Source organism: Myxococcus sp. MISCRS1 (genome assembly GCF_026626605.1).
GTDB lineage: Bacteria > Myxococcota > Myxococcia > Myxococcales > Myxococcaceae > Myxococcus > Myxococcus fulvus.
In genome coordinates, this window is sequence record NZ_JAPNKB010000001.1 from 1,130,368 (window position 1) to 1,155,810 (window position 25,443).

The following is a 25,443-nucleotide window of genomic DNA, read 5'->3' on the forward strand; positions in this document are numbered from 1 at the left end:
CTCCGCCTCACCATTCCGAAGGCCGGACGGAGTCGACCGACGGCGGGCGATGGGGGAGCAGGCACATGGCATCCAGCGGGAAATCCAAGAGCAATGGCAATGGCAATGGGCACGGCAAGCAGCCGGCGCGCAAGCCGAACATCCTGGTCATCTGGGGCGATGACATCGGCCTGTGGAACATCAGCGCCTACAACCAGGGGATGATGGGCTACCGCACGCCCAACATCGACCGCATCGCCCGCGAGGGCGCGATGATGACGGACTGCTATGGCCAGCAGAGCTGCACCGCGGGCCGCGCGGCCTTCATCACCGGCATGAACCCGCTGCGCACGGGCCTGACCACCATCGGCATGCCGGGCGCGGACTACGGCCTCCAGGACTCCGACCCGACCATCGCGGAGATGCTCAAGCCGCAAGGCTACGTGTGTGGCCAGTTCGGCAAGAACCACCTGGGGGACTCGAACCGCTACCTGCCCACGGTGCACGGCTTCGACGAGTTCCACGGCAACCTCTACCACCTCAACGCGGAGAACGAGCCCGAGTGCCCCGACTACCCGAAGGACCCGGCGTTCAAGGAGCGCTTCGGTCCGCGCGGCGTGCTGCACTGCTGGGCCACGGACCGGGATGACCCGACGGAGGATCCCCGCTGGGGCCGCGTGGGCCGCCAGAAGATCGAGGACACGGGCCCGCTCACCAAGAAGCGCATGGAGACGGTGGACGAGGAGTTCCTCAAGTCCTCGCTGTCCTTCATGGAGCGCGCGGCGAAGGACGACAAGCCGTTCTTCATCTGGCACAACACCACGCGCACCCACGTGTGGACGTTCCTCCAGGAGAAGTACCGCAACAAGACGGGCAAGGGGCTCTACGCGGACGCGATGACGGAGCTGGACGACCACGTGGGCGTGCTGCTCGCGAAGCTGGATGAGCTGGGCATCGCGGACAACACCATCGTCGTGTTCTCCACCGACAACGGCGTGGAGAAGATGGGCTGGCCGGACGGTGGCAACGCGCCCTTCCGGGGCGAGAAGGGCTCCACGTGGGAGGGCGGCGTGCGCGTGCCCTGCGTGGTCCGCTGGCCGGGCGTCATCGAGCCGGGCACCGTCATCAACGACATCTTCGCCCACGAGGACTGGATGCCCACCTTCGTCGCGGCGGCGGGCGGCCCCGAGGACCTGGTGGAGAAGTGCAAGGCGGGTCACACGGTGGGGAAGAAGAAGTTCCGCGTCCACCTGGACGGGTATGACCAGCGCGGCCTGCTCGCGGGCAAGGAGCCGGGGCGGCGGCACGAGTTCATCTACGTGCTCGACAGCGGCAACCTCGCGGCGGTGCGCTACGACGACTGGAAGGTCATCTTCAGCTACCAGGACGGCCGGGGCCCGGACATGTGGTTCAGCGGCAAGCGCTTCAATCCGGCGTGGCCCTACCTCGTCAACCTGCGCTCGGACCCGTTCGAGGAGGGGCTCTTCTCCGGCTTGTACACGCAGTGGTACGGCGAGCGGATGTTCCTCTTCGTCCCGGCGCAGGTGCTGGTGAAGCGGTTCGCGGAGAGCCTCATCGACTACATCCCGAGCCAGGCCCCAGGCAGCCTCAGCGTCGGCAACTTGAAGGAGCGGGTGAAGGAGAAGATCAAGGAGGCCCAGCGCGACGACCGCACCGAGGTCGGCGACCAGGTGATGTCGCTGGCCAACGAGGTGGAGCAGGCGCTGCACCGCTTCCAGCAGAGCCACGCCTGAGCGGACGCTTGCCATGAGGGCCCGTGAAGCCACCGTGCTTCACGGGCCCTCCCGTGTCGCGGGCCCGTTTTCCGACAGGCCCGGAGTTCGACGGTGCGGGACCTCGCTGGCAGGATGGGGCGATGGCCAAACGACCCGAGCGAGACATCGAGAAGACGTACCCGCGCGCGCAGTTCGTCGCGAAGCTGCGCCGGCTGGCGGACGCGCTGGAGAAGGGCAAGGCGTTCAGCATCCAGGTGGCCGGCGAGCGGCTGCACGTGCCCGCCGACGCGTACTTCAGCGTCGAGCACGAGCGAGAGGGCGCAGTGGACGAGCTGGAGCTCCAGGTCCGCTGGAAGCGCGAGTAGCCCTCAGCCGCGCGTCGTCTTGAAGCGGGTGGTGACGGTGGTGAGCCCCTCCGCCACCGCCTGCAGGTCCTGCGCGATGCGGGTGGTGCGCCCGGTCGCGTCCACGCCCTGCTTCACCAGCTCCGCCACGTTGCGCGCGCCCTGCACGGCCTGCTCGCTGGACTGACGCTGCTGCCGCGTGGCAATCGTGATCTGCCGCGCGGCCTCGCTGGTGCCACGCGCCAGCTCGACGATGCGCTGGAACACCGAGGACGCCTGCTCCGCGACCTCGACGCCGCGATCACTCGTCGCCATGCCCACGCGAGCCTTCGACGCGGCCTCCTCGCCGGAGTCCTGCACCTTCTCGACGATGCGGCCGATATCGCGCGCGGACGCGGACACGTTCTCCGCCAGCTTGCGCATCTCCGCGGCCACCAGCGAGAAGCCCCGCCCCACCTCGCCCGCCTTGGTGCCCTCCAGCGCCGCGTTGAGCGCGAGCAGGTCCGAGCGCTCCGCCACCTGGTTGATGACGTGGGCGATCTTCGACACCTGCTGCAGGTCCTGGTTGAGGCCGACGATGGCGTCCGCCACGCCCTTGGATTCGGTGCGGATGTCGTTGATGCCCGCCACCACCTGGGCGACGACGGCCATCGCCTCGGCCACCGCCTCGTGCGTGCGCCGGGCGCTCGACTCCACCACCTCCGTGGAGGAGGAGATCTGCTCGGCCGTGCGGCTCAGCTCCTCGAACGTCGCGGCGATCTGCTGCGCGTAGGCCGCCTGCTGGCTGATGACGTGCTCCTGGTCCGCGGACGCGCCCAACAGTCCCCGCGATGCGCCGGAGAGCTGCTCCGTGCGCGACACCAGCTCCAGCACCGTGATTCGCAGCGTGCCGAGCATCTTGTTGAAGGACTCCGCCATCAGCCGGACCTCGCCCGTCGCGGGCACGTCCAGCTCCATGCGCGACACATCGCCCCGTGCCACGTCCCGCACCACCTCCGTCACCTGCGACACGGGGTCGACGATGGTCCTGCCGATGAGCACGGCCAACAGGAGCCCCAGGCCCAGAGCGCCCACCAGCCCCACCACCACGGAGCCCTTGAGCTCCGTGACGGACGCCGCCGCCTCGTCCAGCCCCAGGCCCACGACATAGGTCCGCTCGCCGCTCGCGCACCGCAGCGACACCTCGCGCAGGCCGATGAGCGACGTGACGCAGCCCTCGAGCACCCGGAGCGTCGGCCCCCGCGCGTGCTCCGGCAACCGCGCCAGCGACGCGTACACGGGGCGACCGTCCGGACCAAGCAGTCCCTGGTAGCTCACCGTGAAGCCTGCGTCGCCGTCCGCGTCACGCGCCTCCACCCGCGCGAGCACCGTCTCCAGCCGTGCCTGCGCCTCCCGCGAGCCGTCCCACTGGAGCACCGCCGGATGCTGCGCCACCAGGGAGCCCAGCACCCGGGCGCGCTTCTGCAGCAAGTCGAGTGAGACCTCGCGCTGTCGGGCGGAGAAGTTCCAGATGCACAGGCCCATCACCGTGAGGCAAGGCACCAGCACCGCGATGGCCACCTGCATCCGCAAGCCGAGCCGGCCCCACATGCCCTCTTCCTCTCCCCAAGTGCAGCGCTGATCGCCCGCCTGCGCGGGCCGCACGACGGTAGGCGTCCGTCCCCGCGAGCGTCAAACGCGCCCCCTTGGAGCGACATCCGAGGAGACATCCGCCAGCCCCCTGCCCGCCCCGGCGGGGACCAGCCGCGCTTTTCGTCGTCATCTCAAGGGGTTGCGGCGCCGGGTTGGGGACTTTCCCTTTGACATGGGTGAGCGGGTGTCATTAGGTTCCGCGCGCGATGACTCCCTCTCCCCTCTCGCCCTATCTGCCCCTGGCGGTGGTGCTGCTGCTGGCCGGCATCATGGGCGTCGCGATTCCTTTCATCACCTCGCTGCTGGGCCCCAAGCGCCCGAGCGCCATCAAGTCGACCGCCTTCGAGGCCGGCTCCGAGTCGAGTGGCCCGGCACGTCAGCGGTTCGCGGTGAAGTTCTACGTCGTCGCGCTGTTGTTCATCGTGTTCGACGTCGAAGCGGTGTTCATGTACCCCTGGGCGGTGAACTTCCAGGCGCTCGGTTGGTTCGGGTACATGGAGATGCTCGTCTTCGCGGTGACCCTCGTGGTGGGGCTCATCTACGTGTGGAAGAAGGGCGCCCTGGATTGGGAGAGCTGAACCATCATGGCTGATGCAGACATCGCTCCAGTGCTGACGACCCGCCGTGACGAGGCCATGGGCTTCTTCCAGCGGATGGTCTCCAAGGGCCTGGGTTGGGCCCGCAAGTACTCGCTGTTCACCTACCCGTACGCCACCGCCTGCTGCGGCATGGAGTACATGTCCGTGGCGGCCAGCCGTCACGACATCGCGCGCTTCGGCGCGGAGTTCCCGCGCTTCTCGCCCCGGCAGGCGGACCTCCTGATGGTGGTGGGCACCATCAACCTGAAGCAGGCGCCCATCCTCAAGCGCGTGTACGAGCAGATGACCGAGCCCAAGTGGGTCGTGTCGTTCGGCGTGTGCGCGTCCTCGGGCGGCTTCTACGACAACTACGCGGTGCTCCAGGGCATCGACCGCATCCTCCCGGTGGACGTCTACATCCCCGGCTGCCCGCCCCGCCCGGAGCAGGTGCTGGACGGTCTCATGCTGCTCCAGGACAAGATCGCCAACCAGGTCCACCGCATCGCCGACCGCGAGCAGCCCAACCCCACCGCGGCCCGGCACGACCTGCTCATCTCCATGGGCAAGTAGTCCACCCGAAGCCCACGAAGTACCCCCGGGGCCCCGCGTGCCACCCTCTCGAAGGGCGGCGTCGGGGCCCCTGGTTTTTGCGCTCACCAACGGTGGTACGCGGGGTGGCCCTCCTTCACCGCGACGAAGGTGCCCCGGCACAGCGCCGTCACCTTGCCGCCCGCGGTGAGGGTGCCCTCGATCACCGCGCGGTCGCCCTTGATCTCGACGGGCTTCGCCTCCAGCCGCACCGGCCCCGACATGGGCGTGGGGCGCTTGAGGGTGATGGTGTAGTCGGCGGTGACGGTGCACGGCGGAGACGCCGCGCCCTGCGCCTTCATCAGGTGGTACGCCGCCGTCCAGTTGCAGTGACAGTCCAGCAGCGCGCCGATGATTCCGCCGTTGAGCACGCCGGGGAAGGCCTGGTGATGCTCGGAGGGCGTCCACTCGGCGACGACGAGCTCACCCTCCGCGCGGCTGCGGATGCGCAGGCCCTGGGTGTTGGCCGGGCCGCAGCCGAAACAGCTGTTGTGAGGGGCGTACTGTTCCTGAAGGGACGGGGTGTCTGGGGTCGTCGACATGGCCCGCCACCTTACGCGAGTCCCCCGCCCCCGTCCGTCCCTGCACCGCGTCCAGCCATGCCTCCAACGCCAGCGCGTCCAGGCCCTCACAGTCCCCCGTGCACACGCGCAGCACGGAGCCATCCGCCCGAGGACGGTCCACCCACCAGCGCTGCCCGTCGTACGCTCCCCGGTCCTTCTCCAGCACCACCGCCGTGTGCGCCGTGTCGCTCAGCTCCACCACGCCGTCGGGGCGGATGCGGTACGCGTCGAACGCGCGCGGCGCCCCGGGCCAGTGCCCCTCGTCGAAGACCTCTGGCGATACGTGCGTGAAGCCCGTCTCCGCGTACAGCGCGAGCGGCGCCGCCGTCTCGCCACGGAGCAACGGCCCGAGCGACACGCCATCCGCGCCGCGCAGCGCGGGCAGGCCCGACAGCTCTAGCAGCGTGGGCCCCACGTCGACCAGGCGCACCAGCGAATCGAGCGTGGCCGGCGTCGCGCCTCGACCTCCCGCGGGCTTCACCGCGAGCAGGATGCGGTTCTCCAGCTCCGACAGCCGGGCCCCGTGCACCGGCGTGGCGCCCGCGAGGTCCGGGCGGTCCTCGTGGAAGCTCTCGCCATGGTCCGACACCAGGACGATGAGCGCGTCGTCGTAGCGGCCCGAGCGGCGCAGCGCCTCCAGCATCAGCCCCACCTGCGCGTCCGCCTGGGCGATCAGCTCGTCGTAGAGCGCCTCCGCGCCCTCCCGGCTCCAGCCGCCCTTGGCCCCGGGCGACACCGGCGCGAAGTGCATGCGCAGCCGCCGCTCCAGCGGCTCGGACGCGGACACGAAGCGCCGATAGAACGGGTGCACCGGGTCCCCGGGGAAGTGCGCCGCGGTGGCGTGGAAGGCGAACAGCGTGGGCCCCTGCCCCGCCTCCTCGAGCAGCCGCGACGTCAGCCGCTCCGCGTAGCCCATGGGGTCGTGGATGCCCGCCAGCGCGCGGTTGTCGATGAACTCCGGCACCCACGCGGCGCCTGGCGCGTGGTCCGCGAACACGCCCAGCGCCCGGTAGCGCAGCTTCTCGAGGAGGAAGTTCACCGCCCCGCGTGGCGGCTGCAACCGGGTGGCGAAACCGGACGACGGCCCCTCGGCGTGGAAGCGCGAGCAGTCGGTGGCGAACACCGTGCGCCAGCCCGCGCGCGCGAAGGTCTCCGCGAAGGTGGGCTGCAGTTGCATCCGGGATTCCGCCGTCAGCGCGTAGCGGACCCCCGTCTCGTGCGGCCAGCGCGCGGTGAGCAGCGAGCGCCACGCGGGCTCCGTCTGCGCCACCGGCGTGTACGCCTTCGTGAACAACGTGGACTCCGCCACGAAGCGGTCCACATGCGGCGCCACCGCTCGCGTCCCGCCCAGGCTCGCGAGCCGGTCCGGCCGGAACGCATCGATGCCGATGAGCACCACCAACGGATGCTTGTCGCTGGCCACCCAGCCGCCCGCGCGCGTCGCCACGAACAGCACCACGCCACCCGCCAGCACCGCGCCGCCCAGCCGCGCCCTCCGCCGCCACGTGTCCTGCCGGTAGAGCCACACGCCGACGTGCAGCAGCGCGAGCAGCCCCGCCGCGAGCCTCGGGTGCCAGGGCTCGCCATGGTCCACCAGCCACGCCAGCACCGGCCTCACCGCCGGCAGGTCATCGAACAACGCGGGCCGGGCGATGGCGCGGTCCCACGCCAGCAGCAGCGCGAGCCCGAGCCACCCCGCCAGCGTGGCCAGGACGCCACCCCGGCCCCAGACGCGCGCGAGCGCCCAGGCCACCGCCGCGAGGCCCATGCCCGCCACGACGTAGACGGCCGCCACGCGCGCCAGGAGCCCCGGGAGCACGGGTCGCACCGCCGCCGACAGCGCCGCATAGGGACCGTCCACCGGGATGTCCACGCCCACGAGGCCGGAGCGCAGAAGCCACCAGGTCTCCCCGGCGAACAGCGCGAGTCCCAGCCCCAGGCCCAGGGCGAGGCGCCAGACGAGCGGGCGGAGGGGGTGCGAGGAAGAGGACTCGACCATGCAGGGCGTGTATACCGCAATGAGAGAGGCCCGCGAGCCATGGCCCTTTCCGGCCCGGTAGGCGCAGCGCTCGCGGATGGGGGGAGCCCTGCGGCCCAACGCGCCAGAAGGCATCGAGGACTCGGTGAACCGCGCCCTCGACGGCGAGCGCCACCGCAACGCGCGCCAGCTCGCGTGGATCCGCTTCGTCGCCATCACGGTGATGTTCGGCATCTCCGCCACCCTGGGCCTCTTCGTGGGCAAGGCCGACTGGGCCGAGTACCTGGCCCCCCTGAGCGTGTACTGGCTGTGCACCGCGGGCGTGCTCATCGCGGTGGCCCGCTCGCCCCGGGCCGTGCGCTGGGCGGGCCTGTCCGTGGCCTTCATCGACGTGCCCGCGGTGTACTGGCTCCAGAGCCACGCCATCCCCGTGTCCCCCTCCCCCGGGGGCGTCGCGGGCTTCACGCTCGGCATCTACGCGGTGCTGGTGCTGCTGGCCGCCCTGTCCCTGCGCAATACGGTGACGCTCGTCGTCACCGCCTTCGCCGCCGTCGCCGAGACGGCCCTCCAGCACCAGGCCGGCATCGGCGTGGGCGCGCAGCTGGCCGCCGTCGTCATGCTCTCCGTGGCCGCCGCCGGCTCGCGCCACCTGCTCAACCGCATCCGCGCCCTGTCCGCCGCCGTCTCCGAGGAGGAGCTCAAGCGCGCCCGGCTGGGCCGCTACTTCGCCCCCGCCGTGGCCGAGCGCCTCCAGCGCCTCGCCTCCCCCGAGCCCGAGCTGCGCGAGGTCACCGTCCTCTTCGCCGACATCCGCGACTTCACCGCCATGAGCGAGCACCTGCCCCCGGGCGAGGTGGTGAAGCTCCTCAACGCCTACTACGGCCGCATGGTGGAGGTGGTGTTCCGCCACGGCGGAACGCTGGACAAGTTCATCGGGGACGCACTCATGGTGTACTTCGGCGCGCCCCTGGCCGACGCGGAGCACGCCTCCCGGGCGGTGCGGTGCGCGCTGGACATGGTGAGCGAGCTGGAGGGGTTCAACGCGGAGCGGGCCCTCCAGGGCGTCCCGGCCCTGCGCATGGGGGTGGGCATCCACACGGGCCCCGTGGTGCTGGGGAACATCGGCTCCACGGCCCGGCGCCTGGACTACACCGCCATCGGCGACACGGTGAACCTGGCCAGCCGCATCGAGGGGCTCACCAAGAAGGCCGGAGTGCCCGTCCTCGTGTCCCAGGCGACCCGGGAGCAGGCGGGAGCCCGGTTCGGCTGGGAGCCGGTGGGACAGGCCCTGGTGGCCGGCAAGAGCCAGCCGGTGGCCACCTTCGTCCCCCTGGCGACGGGCCCCTCGCTGGCCCGGGGACCGGGCTCGGCGGCCTGATTTCCGCCCCGGCGGACGATCCGTGAGCCTCCCCGGACGCCGCGTGCGCAACGCTGGCTTCTGGGCTTCCTAAGTGGCCTACATGGTTGAGGGTTTACGTTGACGCCCCCCTTCTGGGCTCCTTATAAAGCCGCGGATTCTTCTCCCTCAGTCATTGGGTCCCCCTTGAGCACTTTCGCGTTGGACAGGGTCTCCGCCCACTTCCCCGAGGCGGTGGTGGAGCGCTACGTGGACCGGGCCGGTGGCGCCTGGGCCGTGATCCATGCCGACTCACTGCCGAAGGTCGCCGCGTTCCTGAAGAACGACGAGGAGCTGCAGTTCAAGCTGTTCGGCTCCGTCGACGCCGTGGACCGGTTGCACCTGGCGGAGAACGACCCGCGCTTCGAGGTCGTCTACTTCCTCTACTCCCTCAAGCGTCACGAGCACGTGCGGCTCAAGGTGCGCGTGAGCGAGCACCAGGCCGTGCTGCCCTCGCTGGTCCCGCTCTACCGCGGCGCCAACTGGTGGGAGCGCCTGGTCTGGGACTTCTACGGCATCCGCTTCGACGGGCACCCGGACCTGCGCCGCATCCTCCTGTACGAGGAGTTCCAGGGCCACCCGCTGCGCAAGGACTACGCGCTGAGGGACCGCCAGCCGCTCATCCCGGAGCGCCCCATCAAGGACATCTTCCGCGGTCCCGGCACCAGCGGGCACTCCTGAGGACGACACCATGGCCGACAGCCACAACGTTGAAGTGAAGGGCCACAATCCGGACACGGACGGCTCGCTGCCGCCCGAGGGCTCGGAGCTGGAGGCGCACCTCCAGGCCAAGCACATGGTCATCAACATGGGCCCGTCCCACCCCGCCACGCACGGCACCGTGCGGCTGAAGGTGGAGCTGGACGGCGAGACCATCGTCAAGATCGACCCGGAGATCGGCTTCCTCCACCGCGGCTTCCAGAAGAGCTGCGAGAACGTCACCTGGACGCAGTGCCTGCCGTACACGGACCGGCTCAACTACCTGTCCGCGATGATGAACAACTTCGGGTTCCTCAACGCCGTCGAGAAGCTCATCGGCCTGGAGATTCCGGAGCGCGCCCAGTACATCCGCGTCATCGGCAGCGAGCTGCACCGGCTGACGGACCACCTGACGTGCGTGGGCGCCACCGGCCTGGAGATGGGCGGCTTCGCGCCGTTCCTCTACGGCATGGAGGCCCGCGAGCTCATCCAGGACCGCGTCACGGAGCTGACCGGCGCGCGCCTCACCACCAGCTTCGGCCGCGTGGGTGGCATCAACCGCGACCTGCCGGACGGCTGGGCGGACAAGGTCCGCAAGACGCTCACCCGCACGGAGGAGCTGCTGGTGGAGATGGACGGGTTGCTCACGCGCAACCGCATCTTCGTCGACCGCACCAAGGGCACCGGCATCATCAGCGCCGACGACGCCATCGACTACGGCTGGACGGGCCCCGCCCTGCGCGCCTGCGGCGTGGACCACGACCTGCGCAAGGCGAAGCCGTACTGGGTCTACGACCGCTTCGACTTCGACATCCCGGTGGGCGAGCACGGCGACAACTACGACCGCTACCTCGTCCGCATGGAGGAGATGCGTCAGTCCATCCGCATCCTGCGCCAGGCGCTCGACACCATCCCGGCGGGTCCCATCATCGTGGATGACTGGCGCATCGCGCTGCCGCCCAAGCCCGAGGTGTACGGAACCATCGAGGGCGTGATGGCGCACTTCAAGCTCGTCATGGAGGGCATCCAGGTGCCCCCCGGCGAGGCCTATGACGCGACGGAGGCCTCGAACGGCGAGCTGGGCTGGTACCTGGTGAGCGACGGGCGCGGTCGCCCGTACAAGGTGCACGTGCGCGCGCCGGGCTTCCCGGTGCTCGCGGCGGTGCCCCACATCATCGAGGGGAAGATGCTGGCGGACCTCATCCCCACGTTTGACACCATCAACATGATTGGCGGCGAGGTCGAGCAGTGAGCGACAACGACACGAAGAAGCCGACCGGTGACGCGCAGCCGCCCCCCAAGGGCGCGCCTACGGACACCCCCGCGGCGAAGATCGGTCCCGAGCCCTCCAACCCTCCGGCCGGTCCGAAGATGGACACGCCCCCCGCGGCGGCCAGCAGCGTCACGCCGCCGCCCAAGGCCGCGGCGCCCGCGGGCCCGCCGCCCAAGCCCGCGCCGAAGAACCCGGGCTTCGTCACCTGCACCATCGACGGCAAGGAAGTCGTGGTGAAGCCGGGGACGAACATGATCGAGGCGGCCAAGACGGTCGGCTCGGACATCCCCTACTACTGCTACCACCCGCGCCTCTCCATCGCGGCCAACTGCCGCATCTGCCTCATCGAGGCGTCCAACGCGCCGAAGCTCGTGCCCGCGTGCCAGACGCCGCTGGCCGAGGGCGTGGCCGTCAAGACGACGACGCCCAAGGTGAAGGAGCAGCAGCGCGCGGTGATGGAGTTCCTGCTGCTCAACCACCCGGTCGACTGCTCCATCTGCGACCAGGCCGGTGAGTGCAAGCTGCAGGACTACTACATGAAGTACGACTACCGCCCCTCGCGGCTCGAGGGCGGCAAGACGCTGAAGAACAAGCGCAAGGTCCTGGGCCCCCGCGTGGTGCTGGACCAGGAGCGCTGCATCATGTGCACCCGCTGCGTGCGCGTGATGAACGAGATCGCCAAGGAGCCGCAGCTGGGCGTGTTCGGCCGCGGCAGCCACGAGCGCATCGACGTGTTCCCGGGCAACGAGCTGGACAGCGACTACTCGATGAACACCGTGGACGTCTGCCCGGTGGGCGCGCTGCTCAGCCGCGACTTCCGCTTCAAGGCGCGCGCGTGGTTCCTGTCCGCCACGCCGTCCATCTGCACCGGCTGCGCGAAGGGCTGCAACACGTACGTGGACTGGATGTCGCAGGACACCTACCGCATCCGTCCTCGCGAGAACGAGGAGATCAACAAGAGCTGGATGTGTGACCAGGGCCGGCTCATGTACAAGTCCTTCAACCTGGGCCGCGTGCTCCAGGCGAGGGTGGGCCGCGCGACGGGCCAGTCCGGCTCCGAGGCCGTGCCGGTGGTGACGCGCAAGGAGGCCGCGCAGGCCGCCGCCAAGGCGCTCAAGCCGCTGGTGGGCTCGGGCAAGCTCGCGGTGCTCGCCTCGCCGGTGTCCTCCAACGAGGAGCTGCTGGCGGGCCTCACGTTCGCCAAGGCGACGCTGGGCCTCACCACCGTCTACGTGGGCGGTCGTCCGGCGGGCAAGGCGGACCACTTCCTGAAGACGGCGGACAAGAACCCCAACCGCAAGGGCCTGGAGTGGATCGCCAAGGGCCTGGGCCTGAAGGTGGAGACCTACGAGTCGCTCACCCAGGCGCTCTCCAAGGGCCAGGTGAAGGGGCTGTACGCCATCGGCACCGAGGTGCCCGGTGACGTGGAGGCCTTCGCCAGCGCGGTGGCCTCACTGGACGTCTTCGTGGTCCAGGAGAAGAACGAGTCGCCCATCACGGCGCAGGCCACGGTGCTCCTGCCCGCGTCCATCCACGTGGAGGACGAGGGCTCGTTCACGCAGATGGACGGGATGACCCAGCGCTTCCGCAAGGCGTACCCGCCCAAGGGCGACGTCATCCCCGGCTGGAAGTGGGCCGCGGAGCTGACGCGCGAGCTGGGCGGCGAGGCGCCGACCTGGAGCAGCGCGCGGGACGTGTGGCGCGAGCTGTCCGGCAAGGTGGCCGAGTTCGCGGAGTTCAACTGGGACAAGGCGTCTCCGCCGGACCGGGAGAAGCCGGGTATCAATCCGCTGCCGACGGGCGCCGACGGGCGTCCTCCGGGCTACCGTGAGTTCGGTGCTCCCCGGGTGAGGGGTATCTAGCGATGAAGCGCGTTCTGACTGTCCTCTTCGCGATGGGCTTCATCGTCGCGACGCTCGCGGGAGTCTCGGCGGCGGCCTATGCGGTCGGAGGCCTGGCCGAGAAGTATTGGTTCGCGGGCGCCAGCCGCCTGTCGAACATCCTGTTCCTGATGCTCGTCTTCGTGATGATCATCGCGACGCTGCTCACCATCGCCGAGCGCAAGTGGAGCGCGCTCATGCAGGACCGCGTGGGCCCCAACCGCGCGCGCATCAACCTGCCCGGCATCCGCAACCGCTCCCTGGCCGGTCTCCCGCACATCCTCACGGACGTGCTGAAGATGCTGACCAAGGAGGACTTCATCCCGGGCACGGCGAACACGTTCATGTTCAAGCTGGGCCCCATCCTCGCGTTCGCGCCGGTGTTCGCGCTGTTCGCGGTGGTGCCCGCCGGCCCCTCCGTCAATGTGTTCGGCCACAACGTGGACATGGTGGTGGCGACGCCGGACTTCGGCGTGCTGTACCTGCTGGCCATCGCGTCGCTGGCCGTCTACGGCACGGCGCTCGCCGGCTGGGCCTCCAACAACAAGTTCGCGCTCCTGGGCGGCGTCCGCGCCTCCTCCCAGATGATCTCCTACGAGGTCGCGCTGGGCCTGTCGCTGGTCGGCCTGTTCATGGCGTTCTCCTCGCTGCAGCTGCCGACGCTGGTCGGCACGCTGGGGCTGGACGGCGCGCAGGCCACGGGCCAGGCGCAGTACCTGTGGCGCACCGAGGGCGGGTTCGACCTGGGCATCCCGGCGTGGGGCTTCCTGCTGCAGCCCATCGGGTTCATCGGCTTCTTCGCCGCGTCCTTCGCGGAGACCAAGCGCGCCCCGTTCGACGTGCCGGAAGGCGAGTCGGAGATCATCGGCTACTTCGTGGAGTACTCCGGCATGAAGTTCGGCCTGTTCATGATCTCCGAGTTCGTGGAGGTCGTGGTGCTGGCCGGCGTGACGACGGCGCTGTTCTTCGGCGGCCACCACCTGCCCTTCGGCAACGAGTGGCTGGCGAGCCAGCCGCTGATGCAGGAGCACGGGTGGCTGTACGGCACCATCCTGGGCACGGTGTTCTGGGTGAAGGTGGTCTTCCTCATCTGGATCCAGCTGGTCATCCGCTGGACGTTCCCCCGCTTCCGCTACGACCAGATCCAGACGCTGGGCTGGAAGATCCTCCTGCCGCTGGCGCTGGCCAACGTGTTCATCACGGGCGCGCTGGTGCTGTGGGATCCGTCCCTGCGGGCGCTGGCCATCTTCGGCATGCTGGAGATTGGCGTGTTCGTGGTGCTGACGATGACGAAGAAGGCAGACGCGGCGGAGGGTGGTGCGCACGGAGCGCACGGCGCCCACGGCCATGACCACGGGCACGACGCGCATGGGCTGCCGTCCCACGCCAGCGCGGCGTCCTCGCACTAGCTCCCGGCCCGACCAAGGTAGACACCATCATGGCCATCAAGGTTACGAAGGTCACCCAGGACCCCCGGACGGACATCCGCGAGCGGATGTACATCCCGGGGCTGCTGCACGGGTTGGCCATCACCACGAAGCACTTCTTCCGCAACCTCTTCGGCACGCGTGACACGAACACGCAGGTGCAGGACCGCACGGGCACCAGCCTGATGACGACGGTCGAGTACCCCGAGGAGAAGCCCATCTACCCGGAGGGCTACCGCGGTCTGCACCGGCTGGTTCCGCGCGAGGACGGCAAGCCGCGCTGCGTGGCCTGCTACATGTGCGCGACCATCTGCCCGGCGCAGTGCATCTACATCGAGGCGGGCGAGTACGAGGAGTCGGACGCGGACGGCGAGTCGCGCGTCATCGAGAAGTACCCGACCCAGTTCGTCATCGACGAGCTGCGCTGCATCGTCTGTGGCCTGTGCGTGGACGCGTGCCCGAAGGACGCCATCCGCATGGACACGTACATGCACACGCCCTCCGAGTACACGCGGCAGAACTTCGTCTACGACATCCCGAAGCTCTTGAAGGGCCCGGCGGTGTCGCACCCCTCGGACCCGTGGAACAAGCGCGACGGCTCCGAGGAGCCGCACCACGTGCACAAGGAGGCCCACACGCGCATCGGCGAGGGCCTGGTGCAGCTCAAGACGCCGCACCACCTGGGCGCGGGGCATGACCACCACGCGCCGCACGGCAAGGGCGCGGTGGCGCACGGGCAGACGGTGGTGACGCAGCAGGGTCCCATCCAGGTGACGAAGTTCCTGAAGTAGATCCATCCAGACGTCCCGCGCGTAGGGACTGGTAGCAAGCACGGCCCGCCTCCCGCTCCTCGAGCGGCAGGCGGGCCGGTGTCATTTCGGGGCGCGGGTGATGACGTTGCAGCTCTTCAGTGGACCTGGCGTCTGGCGTCCAGGCGGCCGTCCCGTGGGGCGGCGTGGAGTGCGTTCAGGCGCACAGAGGCGGGGGCTCGTGGCTATCGCCCGACGTGGGGCCTGCGTAGGGTGGGTGCTGTCTTGGCGATGAAGCGCTACCGCTTGTCGGTGTGCAAGGGGTCGACCTGCAAGGCCGGCGGCGCGGATGACGTGTACGCGACGGCCCGCACGGAGCTGGGCGCCCAGGGACTGGTGCCACGCTGCGAGCTGTACCGGGGCGGCTGCTACGGCTTCTGCCACATGGGGCCCAACGTGGTGGTCCGCGAGGACACCGGCCGACGCAGGGACCCGCTGTCTCCCGAGGACTACCAGCTCATGGGGTGGGACGGAGAGGTGTACTACTCCGAGATGACGCCTGAGAAGATGCGCCGCGTGGTGAGCGAGCACATCGCGAAGGACGCGCCCATCGTGGAGCTGTTCGGGCAACCGGACACGCCGGCGCCAGACGACGGCTGAGCGGCCCGCGCGGACTCAGGCGGCGATGGCCGGCGCGTCCCCTTCCTCCAGGCCGTGCACGCCGTCCCACTCCGCGGGCGGCGGCGTGACGAGGAAGCGCGCGCAGCGGGCCGCGTACACGGCGGAGACGGAGTCCTTGAAATCGGTGGCGGAGCGCTCGAACAGCGCATGCGCCTCCGGGAAGCGGCGCTGGTGGTACGCCGTCAGCGCGCGCTCGTACACGGCGAGCTGCTCCTGCTGGGGCGTGGTGATTTCACCCTTGCGCCCCACCAGCTCGTGCACACGCAGCGGCTCCGCGCGGCCCTTGAGGCGCACCCGGTCCACCACGCGGAACACGTAGTTGTCCCCCGCGAGCGTCACCGTGCCATCACCCACGAGCACGTAGGTGCCGTACACCTTGTTGAGCGACTCCAGCCGCGCGGCCAGGCCCACCGCGTCACCCAGCACGGTGTAGTTGGACTTCAGCTCGCTACCCATGTCGCCCACCACGACTTCGCCCGTGTCCACGCCGGCGCGGAAGCTCAGGCGGCGCCCGTACTTCTTCTCCCAGGCGTCCTGCCGCGCCGCGAGCACCTCGCGCATCTTGAGCGCGGCCTCACAGGCCAGGTGCGCATGGCGCTCGGTGCGCACCGGCGCGCCCCAGAACGCCATCACCGAGTCGCCGATGTACTTGTCCATCTGCCCCGCCGTGGAGCGCACCACCGCCGCCATCTCCAGCAGGTACTCGTTGAAGAGCCCCACCAGCTGCTCGGGCGTCATGCCCTCCGACAGCCGCGTGAAGCCCTCGATGTCGCAGATGTACACCGACATCCGCCGGCGCTCCGGGCGCATCAGGCTCAGGTCACGCGTCACCAGCCGCGCCACCTCCGGGCTCACGTACCGGCCGAGCGCCGCCTGCACGAAGTCGCGGATCTGCTGCTCGTTGCGGAAGGCGTAGACGGTGGTGACGGCGAACGCGCCCACCATGGCCAGCAGCGGCCCCGCCATGGCCACCCACAGCCGCTGCTCGATGAACACGTAGCTAGCCGCCGCCGTGTAGCCCGCCCCCGCGAGCCCCAGTCCGCTCACGTAGAGCAACGCGCCCCGCAGCGAGCGCAGCAGGAAGCTCAGCGACAGCGCGAGGAAGGCCCCCAGGAAGGCCAGCCCCATGGTGAGCGCCAGGTCGTGGTCCGCCGGGGCGCGGGAGATGCCCTCGGAGCGCAGGATGTTCGCCAGCGCCTGTCCCAGGATGGCGCCGCCCGGCGTCTCCGGACCGATGGGCGTGGCCCGCATGTGCCCGGACTCGCCCGCCGTCCGCGTGAGGACGACGGTGCGCCCCTCCAAATCGTTGTCGAACCGCGCGGGGCGCTCGTCCGCGACGTCGAACACGTTGAGCAGCACGTTCCACGCGCGGATGGAGCGGGACAACGAGCCGCGTGAGCCCCGCCCCGCCGTCGGCGCATCCCAGCGCATCAGGCTGAAACCCGAGTCATCCATGGGCACCGAGTACTCGTCCCCCACGTGCAGCCGCCCGTTCGCGTAGCGGAGCGTGCGCGTGTTGGCCAGGCGCATCGCGGCGGCGAGCGGCAGCGATGGCAGCACGTGGCGACCATCCCTCGCCGTGTAGACCACCAGGTGCGGGATGCCGCGCACCACTCCATCCGGGTCCGCCGTCAGCGTGACGGCGCCGTACCCCGCACCTCCACCCAACAGTGGCGCCACCGGGTGCTGGAGCTGGCGCACCTCCAGGAGCTTCGACGTGTCCAGCCCGTCGACCTGGACCTCCGCCAACGAGACGAACAGGTCCGTGGGGCCCACGCGGAACGTGTCGTCCGACGCGCGCCGCTCGGCGATGACGGCCCCGGGAGCGCCCAGCCGCGAGCCCAGCGACTTCGCGTCCGCCTCGTCCGTGGCGCCGCCCCAGACCTCCACCTGGTTGCCCGCGGGGATGACGAAGGCGGGCCGCTGCACCGCGAGCACCGTCTGCGTCCGCTCGCGGGCCTCACTGATGCCGGGGAACGTGCCCACCTTCACCCGGTACGGCCACAGGCGGCTGGCCGGCGGCAGCACGCGCGCGCCCTGGCTCTCCCAGGAGAACGACAGCAGCGCCTTGCCCGGGTCGCGCTCGAGGAACTCGCGGAAGGACGCGTCATCGCTCGACGTGGCGCCGAGCGACAGCTTCGGGTTGACGCAGGCGTTGGGACTCAGCTCCGGGAAGGGCAGGTCCAACAGCACCAGCAGGGCCCCCTCCTCCACCAGCCGGTGGGCCATGGCGCCGACGAGCTGCCGGGGCCAGGGCTGCGTGGCGACCCCGGGACGGTCGTCCTGACGGGCCTCGGCGAGCGTCTCGTCGTCGATGGCCACCACCACGGCCTCGTCCGGCCGCTCCGAGCGCGCGCCGAGCTCCAGCACGCGCCAGTCGTAGGTGCGGCGCTCCAGCCCCTCCAGCCAGCCCTGCGCCGCCTCCACCGCGCCCGAGGGAACCCACGTGGGCGAGTCCTCGCGCGGCGCCGCCGGCTGGGGCGCCCGCAGGTACACGAGGATGCCCAGCACGCAGCCGAAGAAGACGGCCATCGCCAGTGAGAAGCCGAGCCGCTTGAAGAAACGCCAGCTCGCGAAGTGTACGCGGTGTGCTTGCACGGGTGCGCGGGAGGATACCCCGAGATTCCCCAGCGCGCGGGGTCTGTCACGAGCCCCTGCTATGCTCGCCGCCCCCGTCACACACCCCAGGAAGACTCCTGATGAAACGCATCCTCATGTCCGCCGCCGTCACCGCCCTCTTCCTCGCTCCCCTGGCGTGCGACCTGGAGAAGACGGGGGCCCAGCTCACCGCCGAGCACGTCATGGTGGGCACCCTGCTGGCCACGCCCGAGGTGGAGGTCTCGGCCCTGGCGCTCGCCGGCGTCGACGGAGGGGTCTTCGTCCCGGATGGGGGCGACAACATCGTGATTCCGGCCCAGACGGCCGCGCTCGTGTTCTTCGGCACGCGCTCCGGAGAGAACTCGCAGCCCTCGGGCGTGACGGGCGCCACCGCGACGCTCCAGCCCCAGGGTGGGCAGGCGACGGTGCTGAACGAGGACGGCTCGGGCAGCTACAGCCGCACCAACGTGGGCGGGAGTGACTCGGGGCTGACGTACGCCTCCGGCGCCACCTACCAGTTCATCGCCGCGCGCAACGGCACGCGCTACGTGGGCCAGGTGGACGACGCGCCCGTGCAGGAGGCCATCACCCGGTTCCATCCGCCCGAGGGCTTCGTGCGCCACGCGTCCGGCACGGCGCTCAGCTTCGAGCGCGCCGCCGTCTCGGGCGGCAAGGAGCGCACGCTGGGCTTCGTCACCGTGGTGCCCCTGGGCTCGGACGGCTCCAAGGGCGAGCCCACGTATTCCAACGTGCCCACCACGCCGGTGGAGTTCCTCCAGCTGGTCGCGGTGCCGGGCTCGTACCGCGAGGCCCAGGTGACGATTCCGGGCTCGGCCTTCCCGCAGTCCAGCAAGACGTACCTGGTCATCTTCCAGGCCGTGCGCCTGGGCGGCGCCGAGTCCGACAACCTGTTCATCGGCAGCGCCCTGCTCGCGGGCACCGCCGACGTGGGCGTCATCCGGACGAACTGATCAAGCAACCATCATTTGAACGAAGTGCCTTCAACCAGTATCTACTTAGACACGCCAACCAACCAGGCCCTACCACAATGAGCGATTCTCCATTCCTACCACCCATCTTCTCAACTGACGATTCATCATCAAAGGAACTCCAGGCTCTCCAGCAAATCATCAGCACACTAGCGCCTCTAAGTGTCGAAGCCCGCCAACGCATCCTTGATTCAGCGACAACGTTCCTACGCATCGACGTCCACGTCAGGCACATAGCCGACAAGCAAACGCAAACACACCCAACAAATACTCAACACCCCTCCAAGACACACAGCACTCAACACACTCCCTTCTCGCAAGAAACAACCATAACAGCCAAGGACTTCCTCCTGGACAAGCAGCCCAAAACCGACGTCGAGAGAGTTGCCTGCCTTGCATATTACCTCACGCACTACAAAGCAGCACCTCACTTTAAAACTCTTGATCTCAGCATTCTCAACACAGAAGCCGCCCAGCCGAAATTTGCAAACACAGCTTATGCAGCCAACAACGCTACAAAGCTCGGATATCTAGCTCCCGCAGCCAAGGGCCAGCGGCAACTCAGTGCCGCTGGAGAGCGCTTCGTAAGGGCACTCCCTGATCGAACAGCAGCCAAAGCTGCCATGGAGGCAATCCGTCGCAAGCCCCGAAGCAAGCGCCCTCGCGGGGCATCAAACGGTAGCGAAGACTAACCAGGAGCGTCCTTGTGCGACCACGCAGACCCGTCAAAAAGAACAAACTGATTCGCATCAGCATTTTCAATCATAAGGGAGGCGTTGGAAAGACCACTCTCACGATGAACTTGGCCGCAACACTGGCGAACAGCGGCAAGCGGGTTCTACTAGTTGACACAGACCCACAATGCAACCTCACGTCCTACCTCATCGCAGACGAGGCCGTAGACAATCTTCTCGATAACGCAGACACCTCTGACGGGCAGACCATTTGGTCGGCCATTCGGCCGATATCCGAAGCAACAGGGGGCATCAAACTCATTCGCCCGCTCCCTACAAGCACAACCAATCTCTTTCTGCTTCCTGGCGACATACGCCTATCTGAATTCGAGGTTGACCTCGCCGAATTTTGGGGACAGTGCCTTCAACGCAAACCCAAAGGATTCCGGGGCACCGCGGCAATTAGCGAACTCATAGGCCAAATTGCCGACGAGTATCAGATCGACTACGTCTTTTATGATTCGGGCCCTAACATTGGCCCACTCAATCGTTCCATCATCCTCGACTGCAACTACTTCATCATCCCAGTCGCATGCGATCTGTTCTCACTAAGAGCACTGAAGACGCTCGGTAGGACGATCTCCTCCTGGATAACTGACTGGTCAACCATCTCTGACCTAGCTCCAGCAGACACCTATCTGCTTTCTGGGAAGCCGCGGTTTCTTGGCTATGTTCCGGGTGGATTCCGTGTTTACGGTGGAGAAGTTGCCACTGGGCCTTCTCACTATCTGTCGAAAATCGAGAAAGAAGTTCACAGCCAAGTCGTTTCCATTCTGCGGAAAATCGACCCAGAGTTGGCCGTCGGAAGCATTTCTAACTTCAAACTAGGAGAACTCAGGCACTTCGGAGCTCTTGTTCCGTCGTCACAGCTACATGGTCTCCCCCTCTACTCAGTCCAAGCAGGAACTCCTGAGCAGCGTGGACAAGCACGTTCTGCACTCACAGCGTTAGCAACCAAAGTAGCGGCTCGCATCAATGGAGTCCCAGGATGAGAACAAGCAAGCTCTCGCGCGCAGAGCAGAAACTCATTAACGAGACTGTAGAGGCCTACAAGACTCACCAGCCCGCCATTTCACTCTTCCAGAACCAGCTACTGCTGGCTCTAAACGGAGCCTCTAAGCTCACCCCCCTTGTGCATTCAATTAGGTCCCGCCTCAAAGACTCGACACATTTACAGGACAAGCTCGAACGAAAGCTGTCCAGGTGCAAGGGCGAATCAAAGCCATTCAACATAACCCCCGAAAACCTACTAACAACAATCAACGATCTCGTTGGCGTCAGAATCCTGCACCTCTACACAAGGCAAATTGAGGCCATTGACGCTGCGCTCCGCGAGATTCTCGCAGAAAACCAATACACACTCATCGAAGGCCCATTCGCCAGAACGTGGGACAACGAGTCTAGAGACTTCTTTCGCAACTGCAAAATAGAAACTCAAGACAGCGCTTCTCTCTACACAAGCGTCCACTATGTCATTGGCTCTGCATCGAGAACCAAAGTAACCGCTGAGATTCAGGTCCGAACGTTAATGGAAGAAGTGTGGGGCGAGGTGGATCACAAAATGAACTACCCACACCCTGCCGCTAGCCTTCCGTGCCGAGAGCAGCTCAAGGTTCTTGCCCGAGTGACTTCAAGCGCAACTCGACTGGTGGACTCCATCTTTCTGACGCTTGGCGACCACGCAACAGCAAACCAAGCGTCTGTAACTAAGCCTAAGCGCCGGCCCAAGAAGTAGCTGACAAGGCAGGCCACTCGCTGGTGGGCCTTAACCCAGACACATACGAATCCATAGTCACTACAGCCACAAACCAGAGCGGGTCGCTAATCAGTAACCAATGAGTGGAAAATGACGAATCAGCCCGCTTCGATGTCCAGCTCGATGCGCCCCGACAGCTTGAGGCGCAGGAGGTGGCCGGCGAAGCGCTCCGACTCCTCTCGCGAGAGGACGTTGCGGAAGCTCGCGCCGTCCGCCACCTCGACCTCCAGCACCGCGCCTCGCTGGAGGAGCCGGAAGAAGTCCTCGTCCCCACCGGGCCGGGGGATGGACAGCGGCAGCATCCCCTTGAGCGGGAGGACCTCTTCGCCTGCGCGCACCCGAGCCACCAGGGCCGCGGCGTCGGGCCTCACGTCACCGGGGGCCACGCCCTCCTCCGGATAGAGCGGCGCCGGAGCCAGCGCCACATCCTCCGTCGAGTCGTCGAGCAGGAAGCCGTAGCGCGACGGAATCCGCCCGGTGAAGAGCATGCACAGCAGCACGGGCGTGTCGCCCGACACGCGCTCCAGATGGAGGATGGAGCGCTCCGCGCCCACGCGACGGAGCAGCAACGTCAGGCGCGGGCGATGGACCGACAGGTGGCGCATAGCCCGGTCCTTCAGCGTCGCGCGGATCTCCGCGAAGGCGGACGCATAGCCCGCCTCCGTCTCGGCCTCGCGCGCAGCCAGCGCCTCGCGCGTCCTCGCGAGCTTCTCCTCCGCGTCGCGAAGGAAGTCCCCCGCGGACGCGGGCGCGAGCCCTGGCTCCGAAGAGGCCGACGGCTCGAGCCCCGCGGCGCGCACCGCGCCCAGGAGGAACGAGCCCTGCTGCGTCAGCCGCTCGCGCTCCTCGCGGAACCTCGCGACGGACGCGGCGTGCTCCTGCCTCAGCTCCAGCCATGCTTCGTATCCGGACTCGAGCGTCTCCAGCACGCGCAGCCTCGCCAGCGCCGCCTCCGGTCCCACCGCCCCGTCACCCTTTGCCAGGTCACTCACGAGGGCGGAGTCTACACCCGCTTCGCGCCCGCCCCTGCCTTCACGAAGGACCCGACCCGAGGCGATGCAGGCCCGTTCTGCCTCGCCGTCGCCCGGCCACGGACAAACCCCGAGACGACGAAGGCCCCCACCCGCCTTCGCGGATGAGGGCCCTCACGTCGAGCACCGTCCACGTGGCGCGAAGCCACGGGACACGGGCTCACGCCGTGCGAGACACGGACGACTGCGTGCCCTGCGCCGGGGCGCTCTCGCCGCGGTTCAGCTGGTTGGTCAGGTACTCCTGGCCGGTCTGCAGCTTCTGGCGCAGGTCGTCCCGCAGCTGGGTGCCCGGCTTGGGAGCCAGCAGCAGCCCCAGGCCCGCGCCCACCAGCAGGCCGGCCGCGAAGGCGCCGATCACCGGCAGCACGTCCTCCGCCGCGCTGCGACGGCTCTCCAGGCCGATGAGGTTGAGCAGGTCGTCCTTGTCCATCTTCTTCAGGGCGTTCAGGTTCATGCGCGACTCCAATGGAAGGTGAAACGGCGGGGGAACGAAGACAACCCTAGTAGGACGGAGGACGGGGCGTGCCCGCAACCGACGCATCCGCGGACGCGGCGCCGGGCTCCCGCGACACGGCGGAGCTCACCGCGCCGCGACCCGCCTGGTAGCCCTGGAACGCCGTCTCGGCCATGCCCAAGAGCTCGTCCTTCACGAAGGGCAGCGCCGCCAGCCGCACGCCCAACCGGAGCATGCGCGCCGTCAGCGGCGTGAACAGCCCCCCGCCCAGCACGTAGCCCACGCCCAGCGCGGCGGCGATCATCCCGTACGGGTTGCGCTCCACGCGCCCGCGCAGGTCCAGCGACTGGCCCAGGTCATCGACAGCGCCCCTGGCATCACTCCAGAGCTGCTGCGCCTCCGAGCCAATCTGGTCCACCCGCTGGCCGAACCCCGCGTCCGTGCCCGAGGGCCGCGACGAAGGGTTGCCATTGCCTGAAGCCCCTGGATAGTTCGTCATGAGTGTCCTCTCTCGTCTGCCGTCCCAGGACGGCTTCAGCGGCGGGAAGCGATGCGGCCGACCAGGAAGCCCACGGCCACCGCGCCCAACAGACACGTGCCGGGGTTGGCGCGGATGAAGCTCACCACGCGGTGGTTCATGTCCACCAGGTTCTGCCGGGCCTCGTCGAGCTGCGGCAACACCTGGTCCTGGAGCTGCCGGGCCCGGTCGGCCACCTGCTGCGGATTCATGTCCATGAACGTGCTCTCCTCGATTCGAAAAGTGGAACTGCGAAAGTCCTGGGGGCCCACGCGCCTTCAGCGACGCGAGCCCAGCAACATCCCCACCGCGAACGCCGCCCCCACGCACGCGTAGGGATGACGGCGCACCCACTCGCGCCAGTCGGCGGCGACCGCCACCTCCTCGCGCAGCGCGCTCACCGACGTGGCCAGCTCCGCGCGCGTCCGCTCGATGTCCTGACGGAGCATCGCGCTCGTGCGAGGCCCCATCGGCTTGGGATGTCCATTGCTAGCGCCCATGCGGGGGCTCCTTGAAGAGTTGACCGTCCCCGCCCTGGAGCGCGTTGCCCAGGGCCACGGGGGCCGGCGCGGTGAGCACCGCCATGCTGCGCGACAGCTCGTCCGTGGTGTCGTCCATCATCCGTCGTGTCTTCAGCTTGTGCAGCGCCCAGGCCACGCCGCCACCACCCGCCACCAGGTTGAGCAGCGCCACCACGCCGAACGCTCCCGCCCACCCCAGCCAGCGAACCAGCACCGCCGCGAGCGCCGCGCACGCGAAGGCATAGCCCACCAGGATGAAGGGCACGAAGGCGGCGATCATCGCCACGTTCATGCTCGCGGACTTCAGGTCCTCCTCGAGCTCCAGGCGCGCCAGCTGTAGGTGCTGGGTCACCAGCCGACTGAAGCTGTCCGCCATGCGGCCGACGAGCGCGGTGAGCCCACGCTCCGTCTGTTCGCTCCCCACGTGCATTCACTCTCCGGCCGGCGCTCGCGTCCTCACAGAAGTGGCGCCAACCTAGGCACCCCTGCCCTTTGGGACAACCTCCCCGAGGCGTTTCTGTCCGGCGTTCACAAGCGTCAGCCACTCAACGTGACGCCGGCTCCCGCACGCTAACCGATGAGCTGCACCGGATGAGAGTCGGACGTGCGCGTCGAGAGAATGGGCGCCTGGAAGCGCAAGACGAGGGGAAGGTGGTCCGAGGCCACCCGGCTGAGTTCGGTGCGGTGCGGAAAGATCCGAAGCGGCCGGACGCCCGCGTCCACGTAGATGCGGTCCAGCCTCAGCATGGGCCACCGCGTGGGATAGGTGCGCGCGGGCGTGCCCAGCTCCAGCGCGGCGTCGTGGATGGCCTTGCGCACCAGCGAGGGCACCGCGCCGTTGCCCCAGTAGTTGAAGTCCCCGCACACCACGGCCGGGTCCTTGCGCACGGCGTCCCTCAGGATGTCCGAGCCGAGCAGCAGCGCCTCCTGCCGTCGCCGCTCCGACACCCGCAGGCCCAGATGGAGCGAGAACACGTGGAGCTGCTGACCCGCGCCGATGTCCAGGTCGCACCGCAGCGCGCCCCGGGGCTCGCGCCGCCTCACGCTCAAGTCGTAGTTCTTCGAGTGGAGGATGGGCAGCCGGGTGAGGATGGCGTTGCCGTAGCGGCGGCCGTTGCGCACGACGTTGGGGCCGAAGGCCATGTGCATGCCGAGCATGTCCGCCAGGTGCTCGGGCTGGTCATCGCGCGAGGTGCGGCCGCGGAAGTCGCCCACCTCCTGCAGGGCGACGATGTCCGCGCCCACCTCGCGCAGCACCTCACCCACGCGGCCCAGGTCGAACCGGCCGTCCGTCCCGATGCCGCTGTGGATGTTGTACGAGACGAGCGTCAGCTCCACGC

Annotated in this window: 25 protein-coding genes; 14 read left to right on the forward strand and 11 right to left on the reverse strand. The window is 68.5% G+C overall.

All coding sequences use genetic code 11. The annotated features are described in order from the left end of the window. The first annotated feature begins 65 nt into the window (after positions 1–65). Positions 66–1,733 (forward strand): arylsulfatase, encoded by a 1,668-nt coding sequence (locus tag OWM54_RS04230; protein ID WP_267696687.1) that lies wholly within the window; start codon positions 66–68, stop codon positions 1,731–1,733. 122 nt (positions 1,734–1,855) lie between these two features. Then, the gene (locus OWM54_RS04235; protein ID WP_046712978.1) at positions 1,856–2,080 is read left to right on the forward strand and encodes an amphi-Trp domain-containing protein; all 225 of its coding nucleotides are present in this window, start codon (positions 1,856–1,858) and stop codon (positions 2,078–2,080) included. Positions 2,081–2,083: 3 nt separating this feature from the next. On the opposite strand, the gene OWM54_RS04240 is transcribed toward OWM54_RS04235, so the two are convergent. Beyond that, positions 2,084–3,649, reverse strand: coding sequence for a methyl-accepting chemotaxis protein (locus tag OWM54_RS04240; RefSeq protein WP_267696688.1), 1,566 nt, complete (start codon positions 3,647–3,649; stop codon positions 2,084–2,086). 248 nt (positions 3,650–3,897) lie between these two features. Here OWM54_RS04240 and OWM54_RS04245 point away from each other — a divergent pair, with 248 nt between their 5' ends. Next, positions 3,898–4,269, forward strand: coding sequence for an NADH-quinone oxidoreductase subunit A (locus OWM54_RS04245; protein WP_046712976.1), 372 nt, complete (start codon positions 3,898–3,900; stop codon positions 4,267–4,269). A gap of 6 nt (positions 4,270–4,275) precedes the next feature. After that, complete coding sequence (locus tag OWM54_RS04250; RefSeq protein ID WP_046712975.1) at positions 4,276–4,839, forward strand: NADH-quinone oxidoreductase subunit B; 564 nt, start codon at positions 4,276–4,278, stop codon at positions 4,837–4,839. 83 nt (positions 4,840–4,922) lie between these two features. Here the strand turns inward: OWM54_RS04250 and OWM54_RS04255 are convergent, their stop codons facing one another. Together OWM54_RS04255 and OWM54_RS04260 are read right to left on the reverse strand one after the other, a co-directional pair. Further along, positions 4,923–5,399 (reverse strand): PaaI family thioesterase, encoded by a 477-nt coding sequence (locus OWM54_RS04255; RefSeq protein WP_141326249.1) that lies wholly within the window; start codon positions 5,397–5,399, stop codon positions 4,923–4,925. Next, entirely contained in the window at positions 5,281–7,419 is a 2,139-nt protein-coding gene (locus OWM54_RS04260; protein ID WP_267696689.1) for a sulfatase-like hydrolase/transferase, read from the reverse strand. Before OWM54_RS04260 ends, OWM54_RS04255 begins: the two co-directional genes overlap by 119 nt. Before the next feature lie 124 nt (positions 7,420–7,543). Here OWM54_RS04260 and OWM54_RS04265 point away from each other — a divergent pair, with 124 nt between their 5' ends. From OWM54_RS04265 to OWM54_RS04295, 7 genes are all read left to right on the forward strand, one after another. Beyond that, on the forward strand, positions 7,544–8,776 hold the full coding sequence (locus OWM54_RS04265) for an adenylate/guanylate cyclase domain-containing protein (protein ID WP_324289050.1): 1,233 nt from the start codon (positions 7,544–7,546) through the stop codon (positions 8,774–8,776). Positions 8,777–8,956: 180 nt separating this feature from the next. Continuing rightward, a complete protein-coding gene (locus tag OWM54_RS04270) occupies positions 8,957–9,475 on the forward strand; it encodes an NADH-quinone oxidoreductase subunit C (RefSeq protein WP_223746920.1) in 519 nt (172 codons plus the stop codon). Between the two features lie 10 nt (positions 9,476–9,485). Next, positions 9,486–10,745, forward strand: a complete 1,260-nt coding sequence (gene nuoD / locus OWM54_RS04275) for an NADH dehydrogenase (quinone) subunit D (protein ID WP_223746825.1) — start codon at positions 9,486–9,488, stop codon at positions 10,743–10,745. Then, positions 10,742–12,628, forward strand: coding sequence for a 2Fe-2S iron-sulfur cluster-binding protein (locus tag OWM54_RS04280; RefSeq protein WP_223746824.1), 1,887 nt, complete (start codon positions 10,742–10,744; stop codon positions 12,626–12,628). Before nuoD ends, OWM54_RS04280 begins: the two co-directional genes overlap by 4 nt. A gap of 2 nt (positions 12,629–12,630) precedes the next feature. Next, complete coding sequence (locus OWM54_RS04285) at positions 12,631–14,055, forward strand: complex I subunit 1/NuoH family protein (RefSeq protein ID WP_223746823.1); 1,425 nt, start codon at positions 12,631–12,633, stop codon at positions 14,053–14,055. A gap of 29 nt (positions 14,056–14,084) precedes the next feature. Further along, complete coding sequence (locus OWM54_RS04290) at positions 14,085–14,864, forward strand: NuoI/complex I 23 kDa subunit family protein (RefSeq protein WP_141326255.1); 780 nt, start codon at positions 14,085–14,087, stop codon at positions 14,862–14,864. A gap of 249 nt (positions 14,865–15,113) precedes the next feature. Continuing rightward, complete coding sequence (locus OWM54_RS04295) at positions 15,114–15,482, forward strand: (2Fe-2S) ferredoxin domain-containing protein (protein WP_074957626.1); 369 nt, start codon at positions 15,114–15,116, stop codon at positions 15,480–15,482. 15 nt (positions 15,483–15,497) lie between these two features. Here OWM54_RS04295 and OWM54_RS04300 read toward each other — a convergent pair whose 3' ends face one another. Beyond that, positions 15,498–18,035, reverse strand: coding sequence for an adenylate/guanylate cyclase domain-containing protein (locus tag OWM54_RS04300; RefSeq protein ID WP_267701089.1), 2,538 nt, complete (start codon positions 18,033–18,035; stop codon positions 15,498–15,500). Positions 18,036–18,202: 167 nt separating this feature from the next. Here OWM54_RS04300 and OWM54_RS04305 point away from each other — a divergent pair, with 167 nt between their 5' ends. The 3 genes from OWM54_RS04305 to OWM54_RS04315 all read left to right on the forward strand — a co-directional run bounded on the left by OWM54_RS04305 (position 18,203) and on the right by OWM54_RS04315 (position 21,559). Beyond that, on the forward strand, positions 18,203–19,072 hold the full coding sequence (locus tag OWM54_RS04305) for a hypothetical protein (RefSeq protein WP_267696691.1): 870 nt from the start codon (positions 18,203–18,205) through the stop codon (positions 19,070–19,072). 724 nt (positions 19,073–19,796) lie between these two features. Then, positions 19,797–20,816: a ParA family protein gene (locus tag OWM54_RS04310; RefSeq protein ID WP_324289051.1), complete on the forward strand. Its 1,020-nt coding sequence runs from the start codon at positions 19,797–19,799 to the stop codon at positions 20,814–20,816. Further along, positions 20,813–21,559, forward strand: coding sequence for a hypothetical protein (locus tag OWM54_RS04315; protein ID WP_267696692.1), 747 nt, complete (start codon positions 20,813–20,815; stop codon positions 21,557–21,559). The genes OWM54_RS04310 and OWM54_RS04315 overlap by 4 nt, the downstream gene beginning before the upstream one ends. A gap of 119 nt (positions 21,560–21,678) precedes the next feature. Here OWM54_RS04315 and OWM54_RS04320 read toward each other — a convergent pair whose 3' ends face one another. From OWM54_RS04320 to OWM54_RS04350, 7 genes are all read right to left on the reverse strand, one after another. Next, the gene (locus OWM54_RS04320; RefSeq protein WP_267696693.1) at positions 21,679–22,572 is read right to left on the reverse strand and encodes a hypothetical protein; all 894 of its coding nucleotides are present in this window, start codon (positions 22,570–22,572) and stop codon (positions 21,679–21,681) included. Positions 22,573–22,771: 199 nt separating this feature from the next. Continuing rightward, on the reverse strand, positions 22,772–23,065 hold the full coding sequence (locus OWM54_RS04325; RefSeq protein ID WP_223746819.1) for a YtxH domain-containing protein: 294 nt from the start codon (positions 23,063–23,065) through the stop codon (positions 22,772–22,774). A gap of 46 nt (positions 23,066–23,111) precedes the next feature. Further along, positions 23,112–23,564 carry a hypothetical protein gene (locus OWM54_RS04330; protein WP_046712965.1) on the reverse strand — a complete coding sequence of 151 codons (453 nt, stop codon included), beginning with the start codon at positions 23,562–23,564 and terminating at the stop codon, positions 23,112–23,114. Positions 23,565–23,599: 35 nt separating this feature from the next. Continuing rightward, positions 23,600–23,800 carry a hypothetical protein gene (locus OWM54_RS04335; protein ID WP_046712964.1) on the reverse strand — a complete coding sequence of 67 codons (201 nt, stop codon included), beginning with the start codon at positions 23,798–23,800 and terminating at the stop codon, positions 23,600–23,602. A gap of 60 nt (positions 23,801–23,860) precedes the next feature. Next, the gene (locus OWM54_RS04340) at positions 23,861–24,082 is read right to left on the reverse strand and encodes a DUF3618 domain-containing protein (protein WP_046712963.1); all 222 of its coding nucleotides are present in this window, start codon (positions 24,080–24,082) and stop codon (positions 23,861–23,863) included. After that, positions 24,072–24,533 carry a phage holin family protein gene (locus OWM54_RS04345; protein ID WP_267696694.1) on the reverse strand — a complete coding sequence of 154 codons (462 nt, stop codon included), beginning with the start codon at positions 24,531–24,533 and terminating at the stop codon, positions 24,072–24,074. The genes OWM54_RS04340 and OWM54_RS04345 overlap by 11 nt, the downstream gene beginning before the upstream one ends. 140 nt (positions 24,534–24,673) lie before the next feature. Then, positions 24,674–25,441 carry an endonuclease/exonuclease/phosphatase family protein gene (locus tag OWM54_RS04350; protein ID WP_223746815.1) on the reverse strand — a complete coding sequence of 256 codons (768 nt, stop codon included), beginning with the start codon at positions 25,439–25,441 and terminating at the stop codon, positions 24,674–24,676. Between the last annotated feature and the right edge of the window lie 2 nt (positions 25,442–25,443).